The sequence below is a fragment of the Kitasatospora sp. NPDC051984 genome, assembly GCF_044593455.1.
Taxonomy (GTDB): domain Bacteria; phylum Actinomycetota; class Actinomycetes; order Streptomycetales; family Streptomycetaceae; genus Kitasatospora.
The window spans coordinates 93,049-115,316 of sequence record NZ_JBIUCB010000015.1; the positions used below are offsets into that span (position 1 = coordinate 93,049).

Consider the following 22,268-nt stretch of genomic DNA (forward strand, 5'->3'; position numbering starts at 1 on the left):
ACCGCCCCAGGGCCGCCACGGAGCCGCCCCAGGGCCCGCCGTACCATGCGGGCATGGCACACGACATCCACAACCTCGACCCGGCCTACCTCGCGTTCTGGCGCGAGTACCAGCTGTGCACCCTCACCACGCTGCGCCCCGACGGCACCCCGCACGTGGTGCCCGTCGGCGCGACCTTCGACCCCGAGACCGGGATCGCCCGGGTGATCAGCAGCCGGGAGAGCCGAAAGGTCCGCAACGTGCTGGCCGCCGGCGAGGCCGGGCAGCGGGTCGCCATCTGCCAGGTGGACCGGGCACGTTGGGCCACCCTGGAGGGCCGCGCCGTCATCCGGCAGGACGCCGCGTCCGTCGCCGACGCCGAACGCCGCTACGCCGAGCGCTACCGCCAGCCGCGCGAGAACCCGGAGCGGGTGGTCATCGAGATCACCGTGGACCGGGCCCTCGGCCGCGCCTGAACGGTGTTCAGGCGCGCGCTGTGACGACGTGGAAGGTGACGGTGGCCAGGAACGGGCCGGTGGCGAGGTGCGCGAGCCAGCGGTCGGCGTCGGCGGGGGAGAGGTAGCCCGCGGCGACGGCGCGCCGGGTGACCCGCTGGAGGCCGAGGACCCGGTCGGCGGAGGCCACCTCGCGGAAGACCGGCGTGAGCGGGTGGACGTCGACCACCTCGAGACCGGCCTCGGCGGCCAGCCGCGGCAGTTGACTGCCGATCCGGGCGTTGCGCACCGCGTGGTCGGTGACGTACCGGGTGTACGCGGCGGTCAGCGACGGCTCCGGGTGGTCGATCGTCAGGGTGCCCCAGTCCGGTTCGCCCAGCACCAGCAGGCCGCCGGGACGCAGTACCCGGCGGGCCTCGCGCAGCGCGAGCGCCGGATCCGCGACGTGCTGCAGCACCCGGTCGGTGCGCGCCCGGTCGCAACTGGCGTCCGCCAGCGGCAGGTCGTGCACATCGGCGAGCCGCACCGCGACCTGGAACAGGTGCGCCGTCCGGTCGGTGGCCGCGTCGGCCGCCTCCCGGTCGTGGTCCACCCCGTACACGGTGCCCTCCGCGCCGACCGCCTCGGCCAGCGCCGCCAGGTCCGTGCCCGGGCCGCACCCCAGGTCCACCACGGTGTGGCCGCGCTCGGCGGCGAGCGCCGTGAGCATCGTCGCCTTGTAGGCGAGACCGAGATCCGAGACGGCCAGTCGATCCAGGTAGGCGATCGGGTGGGGCGGCACGGTCTCGAACACAGGGGAGGTCATGACCGGAAGTCAATCAAACCCGGACTCGCCAGGGAAGCGTCTTTCGCCAGGACAAGGGGCGTACGCCGGGGAGGTCAGGGGGAGCGGCAGCGCGTTCGACGGGGGAGCCGTGGCGCATTCCCGACCCTGCGCCGGACCGGTCGTCGGCGGCGCCGCGGAGCCACCGGCGGTAGCGCGTCAGTGGCTTCGCGGAGCCACCGGCGTTAGCGGGACAGTGAGTTGGGTCTCGGAGTCGAACGTCCGCGCCGCGTCGAAGGTTCCGGTCAGGTCCGGGTGGCGGCCCAGCAGGTCGTGGGCCTGCGCGAGGGCGTCCGGTTCGAGGCGACGGGTCAGGCCGAGGTGCGGCATCCAACGGCCCGGCAGATACAGCGGATTGGGGTCGGGGGCGGCGGCCAGCAGCCGCCACACCTCGCGGTGCAGCTCCACCAGTTCGGGGCTCGGCACCACGCCCCAGGCCAGCACCCGCCGCCGGCTGCGCGCGCTGAACGACAGCAGACCGGTGAACCGGACCTCCAACGGCAGTGCGGCGGCCAGGAGTTCACCCAGCTCCGCGAGTTGCTCCGGTTCGACCGCCCCGCACGCCGCCAGCGTCAGGTGCGGCCGGTGCGCCGGGTGCGGATTGTCCGCCAGCGAGTCCACCCCGCCGTAGGCCAACTGCCGCCACACCGTCCGCACCGCCCGGTCCAGCGCCGGGGCGCAGGTCAACTCGATGGTTCGCATGCCCCCACCGTAGGGCCCGCCCCGGGCACACCCGCGACCGACCCGTGTGATGGGCTGTGCGGATGCGCACCAGCGACCCGCACCCGCCACGCCCACCGCACCCGTCCGAGCCCCATCGTCCGCTGTCGGCAAGGAAGTTGACGTCCAGTCAGATGTGCAGCCGTGCCCGCTGGCTGCTGACCGCCGCGGCCGTCGTCGCACTCGGCCTGGTCGCCCCCGGCCTGCTGCCGTCCGCCGCCGGGGCGCTGCTCGGCGGGGCGCTCTACACCGCGCTGCTGCACACGCTGCTGATGGCCGCCGCGCCCCGCCTGCGGCCGTGGACCGCCGGTGCCGCCGCGCTCGCCACCAGCTTCGCCGTCGAGACGTTCCAGCTCACCGGCGTCCCCGAGACGCTCGCCGCACACAGCCGCCTGGCCCGGCTCGCCCTCGGCACCACCTTCGACCCGTCCGACCTGCTCGGCTACACCCTCGGCGCACTCGCCGCCGTCGCCGCCCACCTCGCCGCCCGGCGCGCCACCGAGGGGCGGGACCGGCGGTAGGTGGGGGGAACGGCCGAACACGGCGTGTCGGCCGGGTCGGCGGGGGGACGCGCCGCCGGGCAGATGGGTACATTTGGGACATTCTGGAGCAGAGCACAGGCTTCGCGCGTCCACGCACAGCAGGCCGAACCGCCACAGAAGGCCGAACCGCCTTCGGAAAGGGTCTCCATGCACCCCGCCCTCAGCCCCGCCGTCCTCGCCGAGCTGCGTCGGCCGCGCCCGTACCCGGCGGTGTCGATCCTGATGCCCACGCACCGGCGGGAGCCGGACAACGCGCAGGACCCGGTCCGGCTGCGCAACCTGGTGGCCGAGGCGAAGGAGCGGGTCCAGGCCGATCCCCAGGTCGACCGCGCCGTCCGGATCGACGTGCTGGGGCAGCTCGACCAGGCCCTCAAGGAGGTCGACCTGGTGCACGCCGAGGACGGCCTGGCGATCCTTGCCGCGCCCGGCGAGCACCAGGTGTGGTCACTCGGCCGTACCGCCGCCGCCCGGGTGGTCCTGTCCGACACCTTCCTGACCCGCAACCTGGTCGCCGCGCAGATCGCCGAGCGCCCGCACTGGGTGCTCGCCGTCGCCGCCGACCGGGTGGTGCTGTGGGGCGGCATCGACGAGCGGGTGACGGAGGAGACCGGCTACGGCTTCCCGCTGATCCGGGAGTACGAGAAGCACGAAAACCCCGACCCGGAACGCCAGGAGCAGATCGGCGACACCCCCAGCACCTTCCGCGACGAGGAGACCAAGACCTTCCTGCGGCAGGCCGACACCGAGATCGCCAAGGTGCTGGCCGCCGACCCCCGCCCGCTGTTCGTGTTCGGCGACGCCCCCGCGCTCGCCCTGCTGGACGCCGTCGGCCCGATGGCCAAGGAATCCGCCGCGCAGGTCCCGCACGGCGGCCTCGCCCAGCTCGGCGCCGAGAAGGTCCGCCAGGTGGTCGAACCCGCCGTCCGGGCCCACGCCGACCAGGAGATCTCCGACGCGCTCGCCCAGCTCGACAAGGCCCGCGGCCGCAAGGCCTTCGCGGCCGGACTGGACGAGGTCTGGCAGACCGTCGGCGAGGGCCGGATCGCGCTGCTGGTGGTCGAGGAGAACTTCCGCACCACCGTCCGCGACGACGGCGACCACCTGGTGCCCGCGCAGGCCGACGAGCCCGGCGCCCGCGAGGACATCGTCGACGAGGTCATCGAACGCGCCCTCGACGCCGGTGCCACGGTCCGCTTCGTCCCTGACGGCACGCTCTCCGACGCCGGACGGATCGCCGCCGACCTGCGCTACTGAACGTCCGTCAGGGGCCCGCACCGCGGCAGCACGCGCGGTACGGGCCCCTGACGCACGTCCGGGCTCACTCGGTGGACGCGCCAAGCACTCGCGGTACGGGCCCCTGACGCACGCCCGGACTCACTCGGTGGACGCGCCCAGAATCGTGCCGACCGCGTACGTCACACCCATGGCGATGGCGCCGCCCACCACGTTGCGCAGCACCGCCCGGCGCGGATCCGCGTCACCCAGCCGGGCGCTCTTCCAGCCCGTGAACACCAGCGCGGCCAGCACCGCCACCACGGTGATCCAGATCCGGTACGAGGGCGGCGGCAGCACGATCGCCAGCAGCGGCAGCAGCGCACCCACCGTGAACGCCGCGAAGGACGCCCACGCGGCGTGCCACGGATTGGTCAACTCGTTCGGGTCGATGCCGAGTTCGGCCTCCGCGTGGGCGCCGAGCGCATCGTGCGCGGTGAGCTGCACCGCCACCTGGTGCGCCAGCTCCGGATCCAGGCCCTTCGCCTCGTACAGGCCGGCCAGCTCCACCAGCTCGGCCTCCGGCGTGTGCCGCAGCTCGTGCCGCTCCTTCGTCAGCGCCGCCTGCTCGGTGTCCCGCTGGGTGCTCACCGACACGTACTCGCCCGCCGCCATCGACAGCGAACCCGCCAGCAGGCCCGCCAGACCTGCCGTCAGCAGCTGCGTCGAGGTGGCGTTCGCGCCGGCCACGCCCACCACCAGGCCCGCCGTCGACAGCACACCGTCGTTCGCGCCGAGCACCGCCGCGCGCAGCCAGTTCAGCCGCCCGCCCAGCCCCGGGTCGTGCGCCTCGTCGTGATCGGCCGGGCCGAGCCCGTGAGAAGCGGTCATGCCCCCAGTCTGCCCGCCGATTCCCGGGCGGACCCGTAGCGGCGGCCGGGCAGCGGAGAACGCGTCGCCGGCGGGCGGCTCAGGCGGGGGCCGGGCGGCGGCTCAGGCGGTGGCCAGGCGGCGGGTCAGCTCGCGGTGCACCTGCCGGGAGGTCAGGCCCAGCGTGTGCAGGGCGATCCGGCCCGGGCCCTGGTGGTCCTGCTCCAGGACGCTCAGCAGCAGCCGCTCCGTCAGCAGACCCGCCCCGGCCGACGGGTCGGTGAGCCGGCGGTACACCCCCTCCGTACTCGAGGCGAACGGCGGGAACTCGCCGTCCGGCACCGGGAACCGCCACCACTTGTGGCCCTCCCACGCCTGCGCGATCGCCGACTCCAGGGCCTCCTGCGAGACCCCCAGCCCCGCGAGCACCGCCGCCGCCGTGTCGTCCACCGCCGTCAGCGCCAGCAGCAGGTGACCGGTGTTGGTCTCCCGGTGCCCCAGCTGCCGGGCCCGTTGCAGGGCCCCGTCCAGCAGCGCGTCCGATTCGTCCTCCGCCGCCTGCGCCTCCTCGCAACCCGCCTCGGTCGGGTCCGCCGCCGCGAGGTAGTGCTCCACCAGGCGGTGGCCCAGCTCGGTCAACTGCCTTGCCAGGCGCTGTGCGTGCGCGATCCGCTGCATGTCCCCGGCGCCCGCCGTCTCGGCGTCGACCCGGGCCACCCACCCCGCAAGATCCAGATCTGTCATGTCCACCAGGCTGCCCGGGGCCCGCCGCCCGGTCAAATCCCGCCCGGGCGGCGGCCAACCGTGCTTCGGCGCAGCGCTGTTGGAGGTCAGAGCGTGGTCGGGTCCGGGTTGCCCTGCGGGCTGCCGGTCCACCAGTTCCCCGGCGCCTCGGGGTCGCGGCTGCTCCAGTACTCGACGATCGCGGTGACGAACTCCTCGGCGGACAGCGCGCCGTCCCCGTTCCGGTCCAGATGGGCGAACGCGGCGTCCACGTCGATGCGCCGCAACTGCGGGAAGTGGCCGCGCTGGAAGGCGAAGAACTCGTCCGCGTCCAACTGCCCGTCGCCGTCCGCGTCGGCGATCGCCAGGAACGCCCGCGCCAGGCCGCCGAGCACCGCCTCGGCCGCCGCCGGATCGTCCGCCAGCGCCGCCGTGGACTCCAGGAACTGCGCCCGCCCGATCGCTCTTACGCCGGCGGGCAGTTGGGGCAGATGAACCTCGCGCCAGATCGCCAGGTACGCGTCCACGATCCGCTGCTCCTGCGGCGATCCGGCCGGGTGTCCGAGCGAACGTGCCACCGACCGGCCCATCAGGACGTGGTCCTGCTCGGTCAGCAGGCCGTCGCCGTCCGCGTCGAGGTGATCGAAACCGTGGGCGATCTTGGCGATGAGCAGGTCCTCGGACATTGATGACCCTCCGCTGGCCGGAATTGACGGACAGTCAGTTTAGGTGAAGGGGTGAGGGCGGGGCTTGACCTCAAACGCGCTTGAACTTTTAGGGTCGGACGTACCGCAGTGATCGACGAGACGGGGAGGACCCGGCCATGGAGTACTCGCACAGCGACGCCGAACTGATCAAGCAGCCCATCGGCTACTGGAGTTGGGCGGCCTACAATGCGGTCGTCAGCCGCACCCGGGGCGCGCTGGCCGAACTCGGGCTCACCCAGCCGCAGTGGTGGGTGCTCGCCCAGCTGAACAACCCCGACGGGCCGCGCGTCCGCACCGAGGTGACCGACCTGCTGCACGGCTACCTCGACGCCGGACCGGAGGTCATGGAGGCCGAGATCGAGGGGGCCGTCGAGCACGGCTGGATCGTCGAGACCGACGGCCGGCTCGCCCTGACCCCCGAAGGCCTGGCCGTGTTCACCAAGGGCGCCGCTCTCCAGGACGAACTGTGGGCGGAGCGCCACGCCGGCATCTCCGACGAGGAGTACCTGACCACGATCAAGGCCCTGCAGCGGTTCATCCACAACACCGGCGGCCAGGCCTGGCACCACTGACCGGCCGGCTCCCGCGCCGTTCCGGCACCCTGGCGGTAGGCTCGGCCGAACGGGGGTGCCGGACGGGGGAGTTGTCGATGCGTGACGCAGAGGATCCGGCGACGGACGCGCGGATCAGGGCCTACGGGACGGCCGCCACCGCGCTCGCGCTGCTCGGCGACCGGCAGATCGGCGAACTGCTCGCCGCCGCAGGGGGGTCGGCGCCCGGTGGGTCCGGAGTCGGCGGGCGGACCGGCGCGTGGAGATCGACGGGATCCGGGTGTTCGTCAAACGGGTGCCGCTCACCGACCTGGAACTCGCGGCGGGCAACGTCCGCAGCACCGCCAACCACTTCGAACTGCCCGGGTTCTACCAGTACGGGATCGGCTCCACCGGCTTCGGCGCCTGGCGCGAACTCGCCGCGCACACCCTCACCACCCACTGGGTGCTCGACCGCGCCCACGAAGGCTTCCCGCTGATGTACCACTGGCGGATCCTGCCCGACACCCCGCCCGAAGGCTTCCTGGACGAGTTCGGCGGACTCGACGGCGGTGTCGCTCGCTGGGACGGCCACCCGGCCGTGCGCAGGCGGCTGGAGGCGCTCACCGGCGCCACGCACAGCCTGGTGCTGTTCCTCGAACACTTCCCGCACACCCTCGCCGACTGGCTGCACCACCACCCCGACCGCACCGGCGCCCCGCACCGCTGGGCGGCGGGCGAACTCGCCCGCGGCGCACGGTTCATGAACGAACGCGGCTTCCTGCACTTCGACGCGCACTTCACGAACGTGCTCACCGACGGCCGCCTGATCGCCTTCGCCGACTTCGGCCTCGCGCTCAGCGAACGCTTCGACCTCACCCCCGCCGAATGCCGCTTCCTCGCCGACCACCGCGGCTACGACCGCCACTTCACCGCCAACTGCCTGCTCCAGCACCACCTGCTCGACCGCTACCGCGGCGACACCGCGCGGACCGACTTCCTGCGCGAGTGGCTCGCCGGACACCGCCCCGCCACCGTCCCCGCACCCGCCGCCGACCTGCTCGACCGGCACGCCCCGACCGCCGTGGTGCTGGACGGCTTTCACCGCCGCCTGCGGGCCGAGAGCAAACTGACGCCCTACCCGCTCGCCGAACTGGAGCGGGCCTACACCCCATGACGCGCGTCAAGAAGCAATCGCGGCAGCCGACTTGTCCCAGTTGTCGTGCAGCCGGTCCAGGTACGACCGGGCCTCCGGGCCGGGGTGCGCGCCCCGGGCGAACGCCAGCATGTTGCCGGCGCCGGTGTTGTAGCCGAGCGCCATCAACTCGTTCCGGTTGTACGAGGCCGACCACTTCGCGGGCAGCTGCGCCGAAAGGTCGTGCAGGTGCCAGGCGGCCGCCCGGACCGCCAGCGCCGGGTCGTCCGGCAGGTCCTCCCACGGCCGGTCGGCGAACGGGCGGCCCTTGCGGGTGTCCTCGTACGCGGCGCGGTGCATGTTGGCGACGCCGAACGAGGCCTCCGGCTTCATCTTCTGCCAGGCTCGTTCGACGTCCGGCCCGTGCGGTTTGTACGACTCGTTGAACAGGATCGCCATCAGCAGCTGCGGGTCGATGCCCGCCTCGGCGGCGTACTTGCGCACCTCCGGGGCGAACCGCGGCGGCGCGTAGTCGGCCGAACCCCGCGGCGTGGACGAGGAGTCCGGCGAGGGGTCCTGCGAGGCCGGGCCGCTCGCCGAGGCCGCGGGCGGGGTGGCGGACGGGGACGCGGAGTCGTCGCCGCGTTCGTACGCCCAGATCGCGAGGACCGCCAGGGCCAGCACCGCCCACGGCCATTTCGCGCCGCGCTCCGCCACCGCCGGGCCTCCTTCTGTTCCGGGCCGCTGCCCGGCCGCCGGTCCGTCGCCGACCGGCGACCGTGTCCTGCCGACGGCCTGCCGCGTTCTGCCAGGTGTCGCCCACGGCGGGTGGCCCGCCGCGACGACCTGGGGGTGAGCTTACGTACCCGGACGGGATTTGTATGCTTCGCTCCAACCTCTACATGCGTGTAGAGGAACCGAACGGCGTCCGGTGCGCGTCTGTCAGGCCGAACCGGCCGAACGTCGCGCCGACGACGCGGCAGTGGACAAGGGGTGACCATGACGGGGCGAAGGCCAGCGGGCTCGCGCGGCGGAACACCGCTGTGGCGGGACGAGTACGGACAGCAGGCGCCCGCGCCGACCCCCGAACCGAGCGGGCGCCGGGCGAGCGAGCGTCCGGTACCGGGCCAGCGTGCCGCGCGGCGCACTGCGGAGCAGCGGCGCACCGCGGAGCAGCGGCGCCCGGCCGGCGGACGACCGGCCGGCGGGCGCGGGGCGGCCCCCCGGCGGGCCGACCGCCGCCGGGAGACGGCCGCCGCGCCGAACCGGATGCCCGCGGTGCTGCCGGCGCTCGGCCTGCCCGTACTCGGGGCGCTCGCCGACGAGATGTTCGGCGACGGCCTCGGCTGGCTGTACGCGACGTGCGCGGTGGTCGGTGCGGCGATGGCCGCGCTGGTCGCGACCCGGCGCGGCTGGTGGTGGATCGTCAGCGGGGCGCCGGTCGTCACGCTCACGGTGGCCTGCGCCGTCGACTACCTGGCGCACGGCGACCACTACCAGGGCGCCGGACTCGCCACCCAGGGCCTGAAGCTGGTCAGCGGCCAGTTCTGGCCGATGATCGCCGCCCTGGTCGCGGCGCTGCTGGCCGCCGCCGTCCGCACCCGCCGCACCCGGAAGGTCCACCATGGCTGAGCAGCGCAGCACCCGGCGGACCGGCACCCGCCCGTCCCGCACCGCCCCGCTGGTGATCGCCGGCCGCACCGTCGCCTGCGGCGTCTCGCTGGCCGTGCTCGCCGTCAGCGGCTTCGCCTGGTACACCGTCAACAACCTGAACGGCGTCACGCGCTCGCACGCGCTCGACGAGGCGAAGAAGAACGCCCCCAAGCACCTCGACAAGTCCATCAACATCCTGCTGATCGGCCTGGACAGCCGGAAGGACATGGACGGCAACGACCTGCCCAAGGAGTTCGTCCAGGACGAACTGCACGCCGGCTCCAGCGAGATCGGCGGCTACAACACCAACTCGCTGATCGTGCTGCACATCCCGCCCAGCGGAAAGGTTCAGGCGGTGTCCATCCCGCGCGACGACTGGGTGCAGACCTACGGCGCCGACGGCAAGATGCACAAGGTCAAGGAGGCGTACGGGTACGCCAAGGACGCCGCCGAGCAGAAGCTGCGCGCCAAGGGCGTCAAGGGCGCCGACCTGGAGCACCAGAGCCGGGAGGCCGGGCGCTCCGCCACCATCCAGACCGTGCAGAAGCTGCTCGACGTCCCGATCGACCACTTCGCTGAGGTCAACCTGCTCGGCTTCTACGACATCGCCAAGGCACTCCAGCCGATCACCGTCTGCCTGAACAAGCCCGTCAACGACCCGATCGTCTCCCGGGTCACCGACAGCAAGGGCAACGTGATCAAGCCCGGCGGCGGCACCGGCCTGCAACTGCCCGCCGGCGAGAGCCAGTTGGACGCCGCCCAGGCGCTGTCCTTCGTCCGCCAGCGGCACAACCTCACCAACGGCGACCTCGACCGTACCCACCGCCAGCAGGCGTTCATCGCCTCCGTCGAATACAAGCTCAAGCAGCAGGGCGTGATGGACGACCTGGGCAAGATGCAGTCGCTGCTCGACGTGGTCAAGAAGGACATCGTGATAGACGACGACTGGCAGATCCTCGACTTCGCCCAGCAAGCCCCCAACCTCACCGGCGGGAACGTCGAGTTCAACACCCTGCCGATCGACAAGTTCGCCAACATCGGCGGCCAGGAGGTCAACCAGGTCGACCCGGTCAAGCTGCGGCGCATCGTCAAGCAGCTGTTCGGCCAGGCCACCGACCCCGCGCCCGCACCCGCCGCCACCAGCGACGCGCCCACCACCGCGCCGCCCGCCGACGCCGCCAACACCACCGTGGACGTCCTCAACGCCTCGTCCGTCACCGGCGCGGCCGGGGACGAGTCCAAGGCGCTGGTCGCGCTCGGCTACCGGGCCGGGAAGGCCGCCACCGCCGACGCCAAGCCCAAGACCACCACCGTCAAGTACGGCGCCGGGTCCAAGGACGCCGCCGAACAGATCGCCGCCCGCTACGGCGTCACCGCCACCGCCGGGACCGGCATCGCCGCCGGCCACGTCCAGGTCACCCTCGGCACCGAGTACACCGCCCCCGGCGGAACGGCCACCCCTGCCGACCCCAGCCCCAGCGCGACGCTCCAGATGCAGGGCCCGCCGGTCAAGGCCGGGGGAGTGCCCTGCGTGGACTGACACCCCACCCGAACAGAGGAACGGCCCCCGCCAAGTGGCGGGGGCCGTTCTCGCAGGTCGACTGCCGGCTACCAGGGCGTGGCGGCCTTCACCAGGAGGAGCAGGGCCACCGCCGCGTTCAGGGCGAAGACCGCCGAGGCGGCCGTTCCCGCCGCCGCGACCATCGCGGCCAGCCCGGCCGGGCTGGCCGGCGGCGGCCAGGACAGGCCGAGCGCCGGGCTCAGCAGCGCCGTCACCCGGCGCGGGACCGGGCCCGGCGCGGCAAAGGCCGCGAACGACGGCGACGGACCGGCGGACCGGGTGACGAGGGCCGCCCGGGCCACCGCGCGGGCCGTCAGCCGGCGGTCACCCACCGAACCCGCCGCCTCCTCGTCCGCCCACCGCTCCGTCGCATAGCTGATCGCCTTCTGCAACGGACGCAGGAACGGATTCACACAACTCGCCAACTGCGCCGCCAGAAGGTAGCGGTGATGCCGGTTCGCCAGGTGCGAGCGCTCGTGCGCCAACAGCGCCCGCTGCTCGTCCAGGTCCAGCGAATCCATCATCGCCGTCGACACCACCACCCGGCCGGGCACCCCCGGCACCGCGTACGCGTACGGCTCGGCGTCCGGCAGCACCACCAGATCCGAATCCAGCGGCATCGGCGCCAGCGCCCGCTGAGCCCGCGCCCGGATCCGCAGATGACGGCGCAACGAACGCGAACACGCCGTCAACACCGTCACCAGACCGACCACCGCGGCCGTACCCACCTCCTCGTGGAACGGCACCGCCGTACGGATCTCAGGATCCGACCAGTTGTCCGGCAGCGGGTTGCCCGGAATCTGCGCGGTGCCCACCACGAACAGCAACCCCAGCGCCAGCGTGCTGCACACCGCCATCGACACGCCGATCCAGCTCAGCAGCCGCACCGCGTTGCGCGGATGCAGATGATGCTCGGCCAGCCGCGCGATCGGCCACGACGTCAACGGCAGCACCAGCGGAAGGAAGACGAAGAAGCCCATCGATCACCGCCCGCTGCCCGGGCCCGCGCCGTCCTGCGGCGGGTCCGTCGCGTTCAGCAACGAGCGCAGCAGCTGCTCGTCCTCCGGCGTCAACGCCGTCACGAAACTCGCCAGCACCGCGTCCCGGTCCGGCTCGGTGTCGAGCAGCCGGCGCATCCGCCGGGCCGTCAGCCCCGCCGCGTCCGCCGCCGCCGACCACACGTACGCCCGGCCCACCCGGCTGCGCGACACCGCCTGCTTCGCCAGCAGCCGCGACAGGATCGTCATCACCGTGGTGTACGCCAGCTCGCCGCCCAGCTGCTCCTGCACCCAGGACGCCGTCACCGGCCCCGGCGCGCCGTGCAGCACCGTCAGCACCTCGGTCGCCAGCTCGCCCTGCCCGCGGCGCCGACGGCCGCCCTCCTCGCCGTCACCGGACTCGCCGCTCTCCGGATCGAGGCCCGCCAACTCCATCGGAGACTCCCTCCGCCGCGGCCGCCCCGCGCTCGACATGGACTTCATCACCCCCATCCTAGGGGCCGCCCGTTCCCGCCCGAGGGTTGGGAAAGGATTGGGAAAGCGTTTACCGGCGACCGGTTAGGGTGTGCGCCACCCGTGGTGATCGTTTACCGCCGCGCCCCACCCCCCACCCCGTTCCACCAGGAGAGATCCCGTGTCGCACCGCCGCGCCCGCACCTCACCCCGCCGCCCCCGCGGCCGACGCGCCGTCCTGCTCTCCGCCGCCACCGTCCTGGTCATCGGCAGCGGCGTCGCCGCCCTCGCCGCCACCAGCAAGGACCACCCCGCCCCGCACGCCGCCGAACCCGCCGCGAGCACCCCCACCGGCACCGACACCACGCCCGCGCCCGGCGACAGCGCCTCCGCCTCCCCCTCGGCGTCCGCGTCCGCGTCCGGATCGGCCTCCCCCTCGGCCTCGGCCTCACCGGCGCCCTCCGGCTCCGCCCCGGCCTCCGCCAGCGGCTCCGCCCCCGCGCCCACCCGCAACGCCGCACCCGCAGCCAAGCCCGGCACCGCACCCGCCACCTTCACCGGACTCGCCTTCGACACCTGCACCGCCCCCGCCCTCGCCACCATGACCGCATGGCACGGCACCTCCCCGTACGGCGCCGCCGCCGTCTACATCGGCGGAAAGAACCGCGGCTGCGCCCAGCCCCAGCTCACCGCCGGCTGGGTCAGCTCGGTCAACTCCATCGGCTGGAAGCTCGTCCCGCTGTACGTCGGCGCACAGCCCCCGTGCCAGACCGGCAGCAGCCCCGAGAAGATCACCGCCGACACCGCCACCACACTCGGCACCAGCGACGGCAACGACGCCGTGGCCAAGGCCGCCGCCCTCGGCATGCGGGCCGGCAGCACCCTCTACCTCGACATCGAGGCGTACAACACCGCCGACACCGGCTGCGCCGACGCCGTCCTCGCCTACACCCAGTCCTGGAACCGCGCCGTGCACAACTCCGGCTACTGGGCCGGGTTCTACGGCTTCGCCTCGTCCAGCGCCGCCGGCATCGCGCAGGCCGCCGGCGCCCCCGACCTGCCCGACGCCCTCTGGTACGCCCGCTACGACGGCGCCGCCGACACCACCGGCAGCTTCCCGTTCGCCGCCGGCCTCTACACCGGCCACCGCCGCGCCCACCAGTACCAGGTCAACCAGAAGGAGAGCTACGGCGGCGCCGCCCTCACCGTGGACCGCAACGCCTGGGACGCGCCCGTCGCCGTCGTCGGATGAGCCTGCGGGGACGGTGAGTTGACGGCACGTCCGGCGCCGTGGACTACCGTCCCCGTATGCACAGTGACACCACGGACCCCGGCCTGCGGGCGATGGACAGCACCGCCGGATACACCGACGCCGCCGAAGCCCTGGTCGAACAGTACGAGAGCGTGAGCTTCGCGGAAGTCCACCGCGAAACGCTCCACCTGTACCCGGCCGGGCCCGCCGCCGTCCTCGACATCGGAGCCGGCAGCGGACGCGACGCCGCCGCCCTCGCCGCCGCCGGCCACCGCGTCACCGCCGTCGAACCCACCGCCCCCATGCGCGAACTCGGCCGGGCCCGGCACGCCCGGCACCCCATCGACTGGGTCGACGACGCCCTCCCGCACCTGCCCGGCCTCACCGCCCGCGCCGACCGCTACGACCTGATCCTGCTCACCGCCGTCTGGATGCACCTCGACGCCGAACAGCGCGCCACCGCCATGGCCACCCTGGCCGGCCTGCTCGCCGACGACGGCCGGATCGTCCTGTCGCTGCGCCACGGCCCCGTCCCGCCCGGCCGCCGGATGTTCCCGGTCGACGCGCCCGAGACCCTCGCCCTCGCCCGCGCGAACGGGCTCGCGCCGCTGCACCTCGCCCGGCGCGAGGACCCGCACGCCAGGGCCGGCGTCAGCTGGACCTACCTCGCGCTGCACGCCGACCGGACATCAAGTGCCGCCCCCGGGACGCAGGGTGCGCCGGGCCTGGACGAGGACGGTGTCAGCAGGTCGTAAGGTGGAGACGCCCGGCGCCCGGCGGGTCGGCCGCGCGGCGTCGGCACCCATCACCGGCACGGCCACAACGGCCGAGCACCGAGGGAAGGACGACCTGCGCCATGGCAGCTGACATCCGGGTGGAGTTCCTGGGGGACCGCGAGTACCTGGTCCGGGTCGAGGAGGGGGCGGCCCAGGCCTCCACCCAGATCCGGGTCACCGACACCGTGCTCGAGCGGACCGGACTCCCCGAGGCCGACGAGCGCCGGGTGGTGCACGAGACCGTGGCGTTCCTGATCGAGCGCCAGCCCGTCATCGACATCCCCCCGATGATCGACCTGGACGACCTCGCCGACGCCTACGGCGACAGCTACCTGCAGGAGCTGGAGCGCCGCCTCGGCCGCTGACCGGGAGGAGAGGGCGGCCGGAGCCTCTTGGCCCGGCCGTCCGTCTTGGGCGGGTATCCGACGAAGCGTCGGAAAATGGTTCGACAGGGGGCCGGGCGGGCTGGCAGGCTGCGGGCCATGAGCTACGGAATCGAGCTTTCTGTTACCCGGTGAGCGCCATTTCACCAGCGCCGCCGGCCGTCCTTCACGACCACGCCCGGCTGCTGCTGAGCGACGCCCTCCCACCCCGGGGCGGCCACGCCCTGCCCGGCCCCGCGGCCGACAACGACCGGTCGCGGCTCACCAGGGACGAGGCCGAGCACGCCGTCCGCGCCGCCCTCACCCCGCTGCCTGGCGACGCCGGCACCGTGCACCACCGCCTCGCCGAGCTCCGGCTCGCCGCCCGTCACTTGCCCGCCATCATGACGGTCGTCGACCAGCTGGTGTTCGACGATGCGGCGGCAGCCCGTGAGCTGGGGCGGCAACTGGTGCGCACCGCCACGAGCGTGCCCGCAGCCGCCGTCGGCATCACCCTGCTCGGCCGTCTCGGCGACGCCACGGACGTGTCCGGCGTGCGCGCGCTCGGCACCCTCCGCCCGCTCGGCGGTCCGGCCGTCCGCGCCCTCGACCGGATCGACCGCCCCACCGCCGCCGCTCTCTCGCTCGCCCTCGACAAGCACCCGGAGGACGTGCGGCCGCTGGTCGACGCGCTCTGGACGGGCGACCGACCCGCCGTCCGCACCGCCCTCCGCGCCCTGCCCGCCACCGTCCCGCTCTCCGCCGGCACCGCCCGCCGGATCACCGAAGCCACCCACCTGCCCGACCTGCTCGACCGCCACCCCGACGACAGCGAACTGCTCGCCGTCGCCGCCCACCTGCTGGTCCGGCTCGCCCACTCGCACGACGACCCCACCGAACTGCTCGCCCACCCCGACGCGCCGCGCCTCTACGAAACCGTCATCGCCCGCGCCGCCCAGCTGCCGCACACCCTCGACACCGCGGCCACCCTGCTCTCCCTCGCCCTCGACCTGTCCAGCGGCACCGCCGTCCTGCTCGACTGGCCCCCCGGCCGGCGCGCCGAACTGCTCACCGCGCTCGACGCGTTGACCGCCGCGTCCGCCCACGTCGCGTACCGCCGGGAACGCGACCGCGTACAGCGGCGGCGCGCCATGTGGATCCGCCGCACCGGCCGCCACCCGTTCGAACACCCCGCCGCCCCCGAGCCGATCCGGATCGAAGTGGTGGCCACCGACCCGGTCGAACGGCTGAGCCTCGAGACCCGGGTGCTCATCGACGGCCGCCCGATCGTCCCCGCCCTGTTCCGGGACGGCCCCGCGCTCACCCCCGCCCTGCTGCTCGACGAGGGCCGCCTGCGCGCCCGACCCGAGCCGCACGAAGTCCAACTCGCCGAAGCCACCTGCACCGGAGGCTGCTGCGGCGAACTCTTCGTCACCATCCGGCGGGACGGCGAGCAGGTGGTGTGGGAGAACTGGCGCCGCACCATGGGCGGCCGGGCGCCCTTCGACCCGCCCGCCCACCGCTTCGACGCCGCCACCTACGACGCGGCGATCGCCCGGGCCGAGGCCGATGCGTCCTGGATGTGGCACGCCCGCGACATCGCCCGGCTGATCAAGGCCGCCCTGATCTCACGGCCTGAGCTGATGCGCCGCTGGGACGCCGAACGCGGCTGGATCGGCACCAGCCCCGACGAGCCCGACACCGTGGAGATCCTGTTCTGGTACGTCCCCGGGCAGGGCAGCGGAAACCCCGACCGGCCCGACCGCCCGCTGGGATTCCGCTGGACCGTCCAGGACGACGGCTCCCCGCCCGAGTCCCAGGCCGCGACCGCCCTGCGGCGGCTGGCGGCGGAGGACCCGAAGCGCTACGCCAAGGTGGTCGCCGGGAGCAAGGAGCGCGCCGAGGAGCTCGGATACGCCTGGCCGTATCCCAATTGACTTCCCGTCAGGGATTCTTGTCTCAGACATCGGACGAAGTGTCCGGCTCCACCGGGATTGCGGGATTTGCGCAGGTGAGGGCAGGTCCCGCAGGCTCTACGCATGAGCACACCCGTGTACCGGGGCCCCGCCCTGCTGCTGGCCGACGGACTGGAGATCCCGGTCCAGGCCGACCTGACCGGAAACGTCCCCGAACTCGGCCTGCCCGGCTGGACCGGCATGCTGGAGAGCGCGGACACCCGGTTCAGCGCGGGCAACGTCCGGTCCGGGCGACTGCGACTGCCCGGCGGCTGGGAGGGCGGCTTCGCGGTGATGCGCCGACTGCTCGGCGTCTCCACGGTGTGGATCCGGGGCAACGACGTCGAGGCGTCACCGGCGGACTGGCCCACCGCCTGACAGCGCATCGGCGGCGTGGCGGCGTGGCGGGGGCGCCCGGGAGGCGCGGGGCGCGCGCGGGCGGCGCACGGCGTGCAAGGCCGGTGCACTGCAAATCCGAGTGGACCAACGGCGAATCGCTGTCGCTCACCGGGGTCGGCACGCTACGGTCTGTGCTCTGGAGGTGGCCGATGACTGAGCAGCAGACCTGCCCGGGCTGCGCCGGGGCTCGCGGCACGGAGAAGACCGAACACTCCGTGGAGACCGACGGACAAGGGTGGCAGCAGCCCGTGCAGCGCACCTTCTGGTCGCCGTGCACGGTGTGCGCGGGCTCGGGGGTGGTGCACCGATGAGGCTGGTCTTCGTCTGCCAGAGCTGCGGCTGCCACTACCTGGTGCCACCCGCCCTGCACTACCCGGACGGCGGCCGGGCCAGCGCCGTCTGGTGCTCCGTCTGCCAGCTCGCCGCGGCCCGCCGCGGCGCCAGCGAACCCACCGAACTCGCCGCCGTCGCCGTCCTGCTGGCCGTCCGCGCCCTCAAGGCCGCACTCGCCGCCCGCCCCACCCGCGACCAGCCCCGCCCCGACCGCCGCCCCACCCGCCCCAGCACAAGCTCCCGCGGCCGCACCCGCCCCACCACCCGCACCCGCCTGGCCTGAACCCCGCCCCACCCGCCCGCTCCCGCCCGGGCCGGTGCACCTGCCGCCACCGCTGCCCTGTTGCGCCGAGCCGCTTGGGCCGGGCGGAAGTGGCCACGCGGCTCGGGGTGCCGTCGGCGGTGACACTCACGGGGAGCGACGCGTTCACGTCGGAGACCCGTGACGAGGAGCCGGCGGTAGCGGGTGCCAAACGCGAGACGCCCTGAGCGGGTCGTGCCACCAGGCGGCGCTGCGTCAAGGCCGGCCGCCGTCGAGCGCGGGCGCCCAGGCACCTTCGTGATCGTCTAACGTGACGTCACATGGACGTCCTGAGCGACCTGCTGCACCGCGCCCGCGTCACCAACGCCCAGGTCCGGCAACTGGTCCGGCGGGCCCCGTGGTCGATGACCTTCGCCGGCGCCCCGCCGCTCACCGTCGTCGCCGCCCTCGGCGGCCGGGCCGCGGTGCGGCTCGACGACGACCCGCAGGCCGCGCACGTCCGGCTGGCCGCCGGAGACATCGCGCTGATCAGTGGCACCGCGCAGTACACCATCGCCGACTCGCCGGAGACGCCGCCGCAGATCGTCGTCCGCGACGCCGATGCCCCCGCTCGGCATCCGCTCGCGCCGCGCACCCACGGCGACGGGCTGCCCGGCGCCACCACGCTGCTGCGCGGCGCCTACGAACTCCGTGGCGACGTCGCCGAACGCCTGCTGGGCACCCTCACCCCGCTCGCCGTCGTTCCTGCCGGGCCGCGTACCCGCGCCGTCCTCGACCTGCTGGCCGCCGAGACCGCGCACGAGGCACCCGGCCAGGACGCCGTGCTCGAACGGATGCTGGACCTCGTCCTGGTGCTCGCCCTGCGCGAGTGGTGCGCCCGCCAGGACACCCGAGTGCCGTCCTGGCACCGGGCGCTGGCCGTCCCCGCGATCGGCGACGCGCTGCGCCTGCTGCACGAGAACCCCGCCCGCCGCTGGACGGTGGCCGAACTCGCCGCGAAGGTCGGCCAGTCCCGGGCCACCTTCGCCGCGCACTTCACCGCCGCCGTCGGCGAACCCCCGCTCGGCTACCTCACCGGCTGGCGGATGACCCTCGCCGCCGACCAACTGCGCGACACCGACCGCACCGTGGCCGCCGTCGCCCGCGACGTCGGCTACGAGGACGCGTTCGCCTTCAGCACCGCCTTCAAGCGCGCCCGTGGCGCGAGCCCCGCCAACTGGCGCCGCGCCCAGCGCTCCTCCTGACCGCCGGCTAGGTGTTCGGCCGGCGGACGGTGCGCGGGCCCAGGGGAGTGGCGCCCAGAGCGGTGACGCGCTCGCGCAGGCCCCGGTCGGCGGTGACCACCAGGCAGCGGCGGGACGGCTCCTCGGCGACCAGGTCGACGATCCGGTCGTCACCGCTGCCGGGAGCGGACTCCACCCGCACGCCGGACACCGACTCCACCCCGCGGGCGGCACCCTCCACCACCAGAACGACCGTCAGCGGGCCCGGTAGCTCCGGCAGCCCGTCGCGGGCGACCGTCACCAGTGAGTCGCGCAGCCGCTCCGCCGCCCCGCGCCGATCGCGCCACCAGCCGTCCGGGGCCGAGCCGACCACGTTCGCGCCGTCCACGATCAGCAGGGGCGGCGGCTCGGTCTCGTTGTTGTTGTTCACGAGCGTCAAGAGTGCCACGGCGCGGGCAGATGGAGGAGTGGTGTGATCGGGGAAAAGGCGGAGTGAAGGGGAATTTGACTGCTGGTACGGACCTGTAGTTACCAGGAGGTATTGTCTGTGCGGCAATCCCGCACCAGCATTTCGTCTTTCGATCGGACCCCCCCTCTCATGAATCACGGCACCATGGCCCACCTCGACGGTTTTCAGTACGGGTGGGTGAACCCGGTCGTCGCGTATGTCATCGCGTGCGTGGGCGCCGCCATCGGACTGCGGTGCACGGCCCGGGCCATGACGCTGCCACAGAAGAAGCGGGCCGGCTGGCTGGCGCTGGCGGCCGGTGCGTTCGGGTGCGGAATCTGGTCGATGCACTTCATCGCGATGCTCGGATTCATGGTCGACGCCTCGACGCTGGTGTACGACATTCCGCTGACGCTGCTGAGCCTGCTGGTCGCGGTGGTCGTGGTCGGCCTCGGCATCGGCTTCGTCGGCTACCGGGGCAGCGGCACCGGCACCCTGCTGGTCAGCGGCGTGCTGACGGGGTGCGGCGTCGCGGTGATGCACTACCTCGGCATGGCCGCCATGCAGGTCGAGGGCAAGGTCTCCTACGACACCCCGCTGGTCGTCGCCTCGGTCGCGATCGCGATCGCCGCCGCCACCGCCGCGCTGTGGATGACCCTGCACATCAAGGGCCTGACGGCGGCACTCGGCGCGGCGCTGATCGCCGGCATCGCCGTGGTCGCGATGCACTACACCGCGATGGCCGCCGTCACCGTCACCCTGGACGGCCGGGCCGGCGGCGCCGGCGTCCCCGCCTCGCAGTTCGCCCTGCCCGTGGCCGTCGGCATCGTGGTGGTGCTCGCCGTGGCCGGCCTGGCGATCGCCTTCTCCCCGCAGGACCCCGAGCCCGGCACCGTCCCGGCCGCCGAGCCGATCCGGGTCGACCCGTTCGGCCAGGAGCGCCCCTGAGACGTGCCCCACGGGCGGTCGCGACAGGCTCCGCGACTGCAACGGGGTGCCGCCCCCCGCCTCAACGCCCCCCGCCTCAACGCCCCCCCGCCTCAACGCCCCCCGCCTCAACGCCGCCCGCTCCGGGCGGCGTTCGGCGTTCACGTGGTCAGGGCCTTCCAGTGCCCGTCCACCGGTCGCCCGGCCGGGCCTCGATCAGCCCCTCGGCCGCCAATGCGCGCAGAACGGCCACGACCGTCGGCCGGGCCGCGCCGTACGTCTCGGCGATGTCGCGCACACGCGGCAACTCCGTCATCGTCGGGTCGGCGGCGATCTCCGCCCGAAGCACATCGCCAAGGACGACGACCAACGCCCCGCTTCGAACTTCCTCCGACATGTCGTCACTCCATTCATCGGCCGGCTCCGGCGGAACCGAACGATGCACTGCCGTGCAGGCCCGCGTCCAGAGCCGCACCGCGGTCGGCAGCGTCTGGTCCGCCGGCGTTTGCCCGCCGCCGTCGGCGACGCGTTCGGGGTGGTGGAGCTCAGCTCGAAGTGACGGACGGCGCGGGCGAGCCGATGGCGACGGTGCTCGCGGTGCCCAGCCGGGCCGCGCTGAAGTGGCGCTGTGCGTACGCGGCGACGGTGGTGGCGAGGCCGAGGGCGAGCCAGCCGAGGGGGCCGGTCGCGAGGACCGCGCCGGTCAGGAGGAGGGGGCCGGCTGCCTTTTCGGTGGACTGGGCCATGCCGGCCACGCCGAGGTACTCGGGGCGGGCCCGTTCCGGGGCCAGGGCCACCGACAGCTCCCAGGAGACCACCGAGCGGATCAGTTCGGCGAAGGTCACCAGCACCGCCGCGACCAGCAGCAGCGCCGAGGCGAGGACCGGCCCCGTCCCGTACGCCGCGGCGGCCGCCGCGCAGCAGCCGAGCAGCGTGAAGCCGTACACCGGCACGGCCCGCACTGCCTGGCGGGGCGTCCGGACGGCGGCCGAGACGCGGAGTTGGGCGGCCACCACCAGCACGGTGTTGATCGCCAGGAAGGCCGGGACGAGTGCGTGCGGCGCGTGGGTGGCGTGGATCAGCCACAGTGGCAGGCCGACGTTCAGGATCGCGTCGTCGATGGTGAGTGCGCAGTCCAGGGCGACGAAGCGCAGGTAGCCGCCGTCGCGCCACGGGCTCGGGCGGGGCCCGGTGCCGGCGTCCGGGGCGGGGTGCCCGGATCCGGCGACCACCCGGCCCTCGTGGCGCGGCTCCCGGATGCCCGCCACCAGGGCGGCCGACAGCAGGAAGGAGAGCACGTCCGCGAGCAGCAGCGCCCGGTACGCGGCCGGGGTGCCGACCGCGAGGCCGATCGCGGCCAGGCCCGCGCCCGCCGCGTAGCCGGCGTTCATCGCCGTCCGGGACAGCGCCCGGTACACCGAACGCCGGTCGCCCGCCGCGTCGGTGGCGAACAGCATCTCCATCGCGCGGGCCGCCCGGTCGCCCAGCGCGGTCACCGCGACCAGGGCCAGCAGCGCGCCGAACGAGGAGCAGAGCAGTATCGCCGCGAGCGCCACCGACCGCAGCAGGTGGCACCCGATCAGCACCGGCCGGCTCCCGAGGCTCGCGGCCAGCCGCCCGGCGAGCGGCGAGCCGGCGATCCCGGCCACCGAGGCGACGCCGAGCAGCAGCCCGACCTGGCCGGCCGTCAGCCGCTCCACCTCGGTGAAGTACAGCACGCAGGCCGCCGCCCACACCCCCGACCCGGTCCGGTCGGTGAACACCGTCAGCAGCATGGTCCGCCCGGCCGCGCCCCCTGGCGGGTTGCGCAACTGGGCCAGCAACCCCGCCCCGCCGTCCCTGCTTCCCGTCGCCATCGCCGCCACCCCGTTCACGCCGTCGTTCTTCCGTACCGGGAGCACTCTGCCGGAGAAGTCTCTCGATATCAAGATGCTTGATGTCGAGATGCTGTGCGACGGCGTGCGGCGGAA

The 22,268-nt window shown here is 73.9% G+C and carries 26 protein-coding genes and 1 pseudogene; 16 read left to right on the forward strand and 11 right to left on the reverse strand.

What is annotated here, in order from left to right; all coding sequences use genetic code 11:
• The first annotated feature begins 53 nt into the window (after positions 1-53).
• Positions 54-455, forward strand: coding sequence for a pyridoxamine 5'-phosphate oxidase family protein (locus ACIHEI_RS26305; protein ID WP_387649515.1), 402 nt, complete (start codon positions 54-56; stop codon positions 453-455).
• 7 nt (positions 456-462) lie between these two features.
• On the opposite strand, the gene ACIHEI_RS26310 is transcribed toward ACIHEI_RS26305, so the two are convergent.
• A complete protein-coding gene (locus ACIHEI_RS26310; RefSeq protein ID WP_387649513.1) occupies positions 463-1,239 on the reverse strand; it encodes a methyltransferase domain-containing protein in 777 nt (258 codons plus the stop codon).
• Between the two features lie 177 nt (positions 1,240-1,416).
• Positions 1,417-1,959, reverse strand: coding sequence for a 2'-5' RNA ligase family protein (locus tag ACIHEI_RS26315; RefSeq protein WP_396608319.1), 543 nt, complete (start codon positions 1,957-1,959; stop codon positions 1,417-1,419).
• A gap of 152 nt (positions 1,960-2,111) precedes the next feature.
• Between ACIHEI_RS26315 and ACIHEI_RS26320 the strand changes: the two genes are divergently transcribed.
• Together ACIHEI_RS26320 and ACIHEI_RS26325 are read left to right on the forward strand one after the other, a co-directional pair.
• On the forward strand, positions 2,112-2,498 hold the full coding sequence (locus ACIHEI_RS26320) for a DUF2809 domain-containing protein (protein WP_396608320.1): 387 nt from the start codon (positions 2,112-2,114) through the stop codon (positions 2,496-2,498).
• 168 nt (positions 2,499-2,666) lie between these two features.
• Positions 2,667-3,773, forward strand: coding sequence for a chemotaxis protein (locus ACIHEI_RS26325; RefSeq protein WP_387649505.1), 1,107 nt, complete (start codon positions 2,667-2,669; stop codon positions 3,771-3,773).
• Positions 3,774-3,893: 120 nt separating this feature from the next.
• Here the strand turns inward: ACIHEI_RS26325 and ACIHEI_RS26330 are convergent, their stop codons facing one another.
• From ACIHEI_RS26330 to ACIHEI_RS26340, 3 genes are all read right to left on the reverse strand, one after another.
• A complete protein-coding gene (locus ACIHEI_RS26330) occupies positions 3,894-4,622 on the reverse strand; it encodes a VIT family protein (protein WP_392946412.1) in 729 nt (242 codons plus the stop codon).
• Positions 4,623-4,724: 102 nt separating this feature from the next.
• Positions 4,725-5,345 carry a Clp protease N-terminal domain-containing protein gene (locus tag ACIHEI_RS26335; protein ID WP_387862367.1) on the reverse strand — a complete coding sequence of 207 codons (621 nt, stop codon included), beginning with the start codon at positions 5,343-5,345 and terminating at the stop codon, positions 4,725-4,727.
• Between the two features lie 86 nt (positions 5,346-5,431).
• Entirely contained in the window at positions 5,432-6,010 is a 579-nt protein-coding gene (locus tag ACIHEI_RS26340; RefSeq protein ID WP_392946416.1) for an EF-hand domain-containing protein, read from the reverse strand.
• Between the two features lie 137 nt (positions 6,011-6,147).
• Here ACIHEI_RS26340 and ACIHEI_RS26345 point away from each other — a divergent pair, with 137 nt between their 5' ends.
• Positions 6,148-6,603 carry a MarR family winged helix-turn-helix transcriptional regulator gene (locus ACIHEI_RS26345; RefSeq protein ID WP_396608321.1) on the forward strand — a complete coding sequence of 152 codons (456 nt, stop codon included), beginning with the start codon at positions 6,148-6,150 and terminating at the stop codon, positions 6,601-6,603.
• Positions 6,604-6,680: 77 nt separating this feature from the next.
• Positions 6,681-7,738 (forward strand): annotated as a pseudogene (locus ACIHEI_RS26350) (protein kinase family protein).
• A 6-nt stretch (positions 7,739-7,744) separates the two neighbouring features.
• Here ACIHEI_RS26350 and ACIHEI_RS26355 read toward each other — a convergent pair.
• Complete coding sequence (locus tag ACIHEI_RS26355; RefSeq protein WP_396608322.1) at positions 7,745-8,413, reverse strand: transglycosylase SLT domain-containing protein; 669 nt, start codon at positions 8,411-8,413, stop codon at positions 7,745-7,747.
• A 282-nt stretch (positions 8,414-8,695) separates the two neighbouring features.
• On the opposite strand from ACIHEI_RS26355, the gene ACIHEI_RS26360 reads away from it, so the two are divergent.
• Together ACIHEI_RS26360 and ACIHEI_RS26365 are read left to right on the forward strand one after the other, a co-directional pair.
• On the forward strand, positions 8,696-9,328 hold the full coding sequence (locus ACIHEI_RS26360) for a DUF6542 domain-containing protein (protein WP_396608323.1): 633 nt from the start codon (positions 8,696-8,698) through the stop codon (positions 9,326-9,328).
• Positions 9,321-10,889 carry an LCP family protein gene (locus ACIHEI_RS26365; RefSeq protein ID WP_396608324.1) on the forward strand — a complete coding sequence of 523 codons (1,569 nt, stop codon included), beginning with the start codon at positions 9,321-9,323 and terminating at the stop codon, positions 10,887-10,889. Before ACIHEI_RS26360 ends, ACIHEI_RS26365 begins: the two co-directional genes overlap by 8 nt.
• Positions 10,890-10,957: 68 nt before the next feature.
• On the opposite strand, the gene ACIHEI_RS26370 is transcribed toward ACIHEI_RS26365, so the two are convergent.
• Both ACIHEI_RS26370 and ACIHEI_RS26375 read right to left on the reverse strand, forming a co-directional pair.
• Positions 10,958-11,890, reverse strand: a complete 933-nt coding sequence (locus tag ACIHEI_RS26370; protein WP_387649481.1) for a M56 family metallopeptidase — start codon at positions 11,888-11,890, stop codon at positions 10,958-10,960.
• Between the two features lie 3 nt (positions 11,891-11,893).
• The gene (locus ACIHEI_RS26375; RefSeq protein ID WP_387649478.1) at positions 11,894-12,343 is read right to left on the reverse strand and encodes a BlaI/MecI/CopY family transcriptional regulator; all 450 of its coding nucleotides are present in this window, start codon (positions 12,341-12,343) and stop codon (positions 11,894-11,896) included.
• 199 nt (positions 12,344-12,542) lie between these two features.
• Between ACIHEI_RS26375 and ACIHEI_RS26380 the strand changes: the two genes are divergently transcribed.
• From ACIHEI_RS26380 to ACIHEI_RS26415, 8 genes are all read left to right on the forward strand, one after another.
• On the forward strand, positions 12,543-13,613 hold the full coding sequence (locus tag ACIHEI_RS26380; RefSeq protein WP_396608325.1) for a glycoside hydrolase domain-containing protein: 1,071 nt from the start codon (positions 12,543-12,545) through the stop codon (positions 13,611-13,613).
• A gap of 56 nt (positions 13,614-13,669) precedes the next feature.
• The gene (locus ACIHEI_RS26385; RefSeq protein WP_396608326.1) at positions 13,670-14,368 is read left to right on the forward strand and encodes a class I SAM-dependent methyltransferase; all 699 of its coding nucleotides are present in this window, start codon (positions 13,670-13,672) and stop codon (positions 14,366-14,368) included.
• A 101-nt stretch (positions 14,369-14,469) separates the two neighbouring features.
• Positions 14,470-14,754, forward strand: coding sequence for a hypothetical protein (locus ACIHEI_RS26390; protein ID WP_392946441.1), 285 nt, complete (start codon positions 14,470-14,472; stop codon positions 14,752-14,754).
• A 149-nt stretch (positions 14,755-14,903) separates the two neighbouring features.
• Entirely contained in the window at positions 14,904-16,688 is a 1,785-nt protein-coding gene (locus tag ACIHEI_RS26395; protein ID WP_396608327.1) for a hypothetical protein, read from the forward strand.
• Positions 16,689-16,790: 102 nt separating this feature from the next.
• The gene (locus tag ACIHEI_RS26400; RefSeq protein ID WP_387649461.1) at positions 16,791-17,084 is read left to right on the forward strand and encodes a hypothetical protein; all 294 of its coding nucleotides are present in this window, start codon (positions 16,791-16,793) and stop codon (positions 17,082-17,084) included.
• 170 nt (positions 17,085-17,254) lie between these two features.
• Positions 17,255-17,416 (forward strand): hypothetical protein, encoded by a 162-nt coding sequence (locus ACIHEI_RS26405; protein WP_387649458.1) that lies wholly within the window; start codon positions 17,255-17,257, stop codon positions 17,414-17,416.
• A complete protein-coding gene (locus ACIHEI_RS26410; protein ID WP_392946447.1) occupies positions 17,413-17,721 on the forward strand; it encodes a hypothetical protein in 309 nt (102 codons plus the stop codon). The genes ACIHEI_RS26405 and ACIHEI_RS26410 overlap by 4 nt, the downstream gene beginning before the upstream one ends.
• A 299-nt stretch (positions 17,722-18,020) precedes the next feature.
• Complete coding sequence (locus ACIHEI_RS26415; protein ID WP_396608328.1) at positions 18,021-18,944, forward strand: AraC family transcriptional regulator; 924 nt, start codon at positions 18,021-18,023, stop codon at positions 18,942-18,944.
• A 7-nt stretch (positions 18,945-18,951) separates the two neighbouring features.
• On the opposite strand, the gene ACIHEI_RS26420 is transcribed toward ACIHEI_RS26415, so the two are convergent.
• Positions 18,952-19,353 (reverse strand): NTP pyrophosphohydrolase, encoded by a 402-nt coding sequence (locus tag ACIHEI_RS26420; RefSeq protein WP_396608329.1) that lies wholly within the window; start codon positions 19,351-19,353, stop codon positions 18,952-18,954.
• Positions 19,354-19,521: 168 nt separating this feature from the next.
• Between ACIHEI_RS26420 and ACIHEI_RS26425 the strand changes: the two genes are divergently transcribed.
• The gene (locus ACIHEI_RS26425) at positions 19,522-20,319 is read left to right on the forward strand and encodes an MHYT domain-containing protein (protein WP_396608330.1); all 798 of its coding nucleotides are present in this window, start codon (positions 19,522-19,524) and stop codon (positions 20,317-20,319) included.
• Between the two features lie 148 nt (positions 20,320-20,467).
• Here ACIHEI_RS26425 and ACIHEI_RS26430 read toward each other — a convergent pair whose 3' ends face one another.
• Both ACIHEI_RS26430 and ACIHEI_RS26435 read right to left on the reverse strand, forming a co-directional pair.
• Positions 20,468-20,695, reverse strand: coding sequence for a GntR family transcriptional regulator (locus ACIHEI_RS26430; protein WP_396608331.1), 228 nt, complete (start codon positions 20,693-20,695; stop codon positions 20,468-20,470).
• Positions 20,696-20,843: 148 nt separating this feature from the next.
• Positions 20,844-22,199, reverse strand: a complete 1,356-nt coding sequence (locus ACIHEI_RS26435; protein WP_396608332.1) for an MFS transporter — start codon at positions 22,197-22,199, stop codon at positions 20,844-20,846.
• Positions 22,200-22,268: the final 69 nt, after the last annotated feature.

Excerpts from the sequence above, each read along its gene's own strand:
- ACIHEI_RS26305 (WP_387649515.1), top strand. The coding sequence starts at position 54 with ATGGCACACGACATCCACAACCTCGACCCGGCCTACCTCGCGTTCTGG.
- ACIHEI_RS26310 (WP_387649513.1), bottom strand. The coding sequence starts at position 1,239 with ATGACCTCCCCTGTGTTCGAGACCGTGCCGCCCCACCCGATCGCCTAC.
- ACIHEI_RS26315 (WP_396608319.1), bottom strand. The coding sequence starts at position 1,959 with ATGCGAACCATCGAGTTGACCTGCGCCCCGGCGCTGGACCGGGCGGTG.
- ACIHEI_RS26320 (WP_396608320.1), top strand. The coding sequence starts at position 2,112 with ATGTGCAGCCGTGCCCGCTGGCTGCTGACCGCCGCGGCCGTCGTCGCA.
- ACIHEI_RS26325 (WP_387649505.1), top strand. The coding sequence starts at position 2,667 with ATGCACCCCGCCCTCAGCCCCGCCGTCCTCGCCGAGCTGCGTCGGCCG.
- ACIHEI_RS26330 (WP_392946412.1), bottom strand. The coding sequence starts at position 4,622 with ATGACCGCTTCTCACGGGCTCGGCCCGGCCGATCACGACGAGGCGCAC.
- ACIHEI_RS26335 (WP_387862367.1), bottom strand. The coding sequence starts at position 5,345 with ATGACAGATCTGGATCTTGCGGGGTGGGTGGCCCGGGTCGACGCCGAG.
- ACIHEI_RS26340 (WP_392946416.1), bottom strand. The coding sequence starts at position 6,010 with ATGTCCGAGGACCTGCTCATCGCCAAGATCGCCCACGGTTTCGATCAC.
- ACIHEI_RS26345 (WP_396608321.1), top strand. The coding sequence starts at position 6,148 with ATGGAGTACTCGCACAGCGACGCCGAACTGATCAAGCAGCCCATCGGC.
- ACIHEI_RS26360 (WP_396608323.1), top strand. The coding sequence starts at position 8,696 with ATGACGGGGCGAAGGCCAGCGGGCTCGCGCGGCGGAACACCGCTGTGG.
- ACIHEI_RS26365 (WP_396608324.1), top strand. The coding sequence starts at position 9,321 with ATGGCTGAGCAGCGCAGCACCCGGCGGACCGGCACCCGCCCGTCCCGC.
- ACIHEI_RS26370 (WP_387649481.1), bottom strand. The coding sequence starts at position 11,890 with ATGGGCTTCTTCGTCTTCCTTCCGCTGGTGCTGCCGTTGACGTCGTGG.
- ACIHEI_RS26375 (WP_387649478.1), bottom strand. The coding sequence starts at position 12,343 with ATGGAGTTGGCGGGCCTCGATCCGGAGAGCGGCGAGTCCGGTGACGGC.
- ACIHEI_RS26385 (WP_396608326.1), top strand. The coding sequence starts at position 13,670 with ATGCACAGTGACACCACGGACCCCGGCCTGCGGGCGATGGACAGCACC.
- ACIHEI_RS26390 (WP_392946441.1), top strand. The coding sequence starts at position 14,470 with ATGGCAGCTGACATCCGGGTGGAGTTCCTGGGGGACCGCGAGTACCTG.
- ACIHEI_RS26400 (WP_387649461.1), top strand. The coding sequence starts at position 16,791 with ATGAGCACACCCGTGTACCGGGGCCCCGCCCTGCTGCTGGCCGACGGA.
- ACIHEI_RS26405 (WP_387649458.1), top strand. The coding sequence starts at position 17,255 with ATGACTGAGCAGCAGACCTGCCCGGGCTGCGCCGGGGCTCGCGGCACG.
- ACIHEI_RS26410 (WP_392946447.1), top strand. The coding sequence starts at position 17,413 with ATGAGGCTGGTCTTCGTCTGCCAGAGCTGCGGCTGCCACTACCTGGTG.
- ACIHEI_RS26415 (WP_396608328.1), top strand. The coding sequence starts at position 18,021 with ATGGACGTCCTGAGCGACCTGCTGCACCGCGCCCGCGTCACCAACGCC.
- ACIHEI_RS26425 (WP_396608330.1), top strand. The coding sequence starts at position 19,522 with ATGAATCACGGCACCATGGCCCACCTCGACGGTTTTCAGTACGGGTGG.
- ACIHEI_RS26430 (WP_396608331.1), bottom strand. The coding sequence starts at position 20,695 with ATGTCGGAGGAAGTTCGAAGCGGGGCGTTGGTCGTCGTCCTTGGCGAT.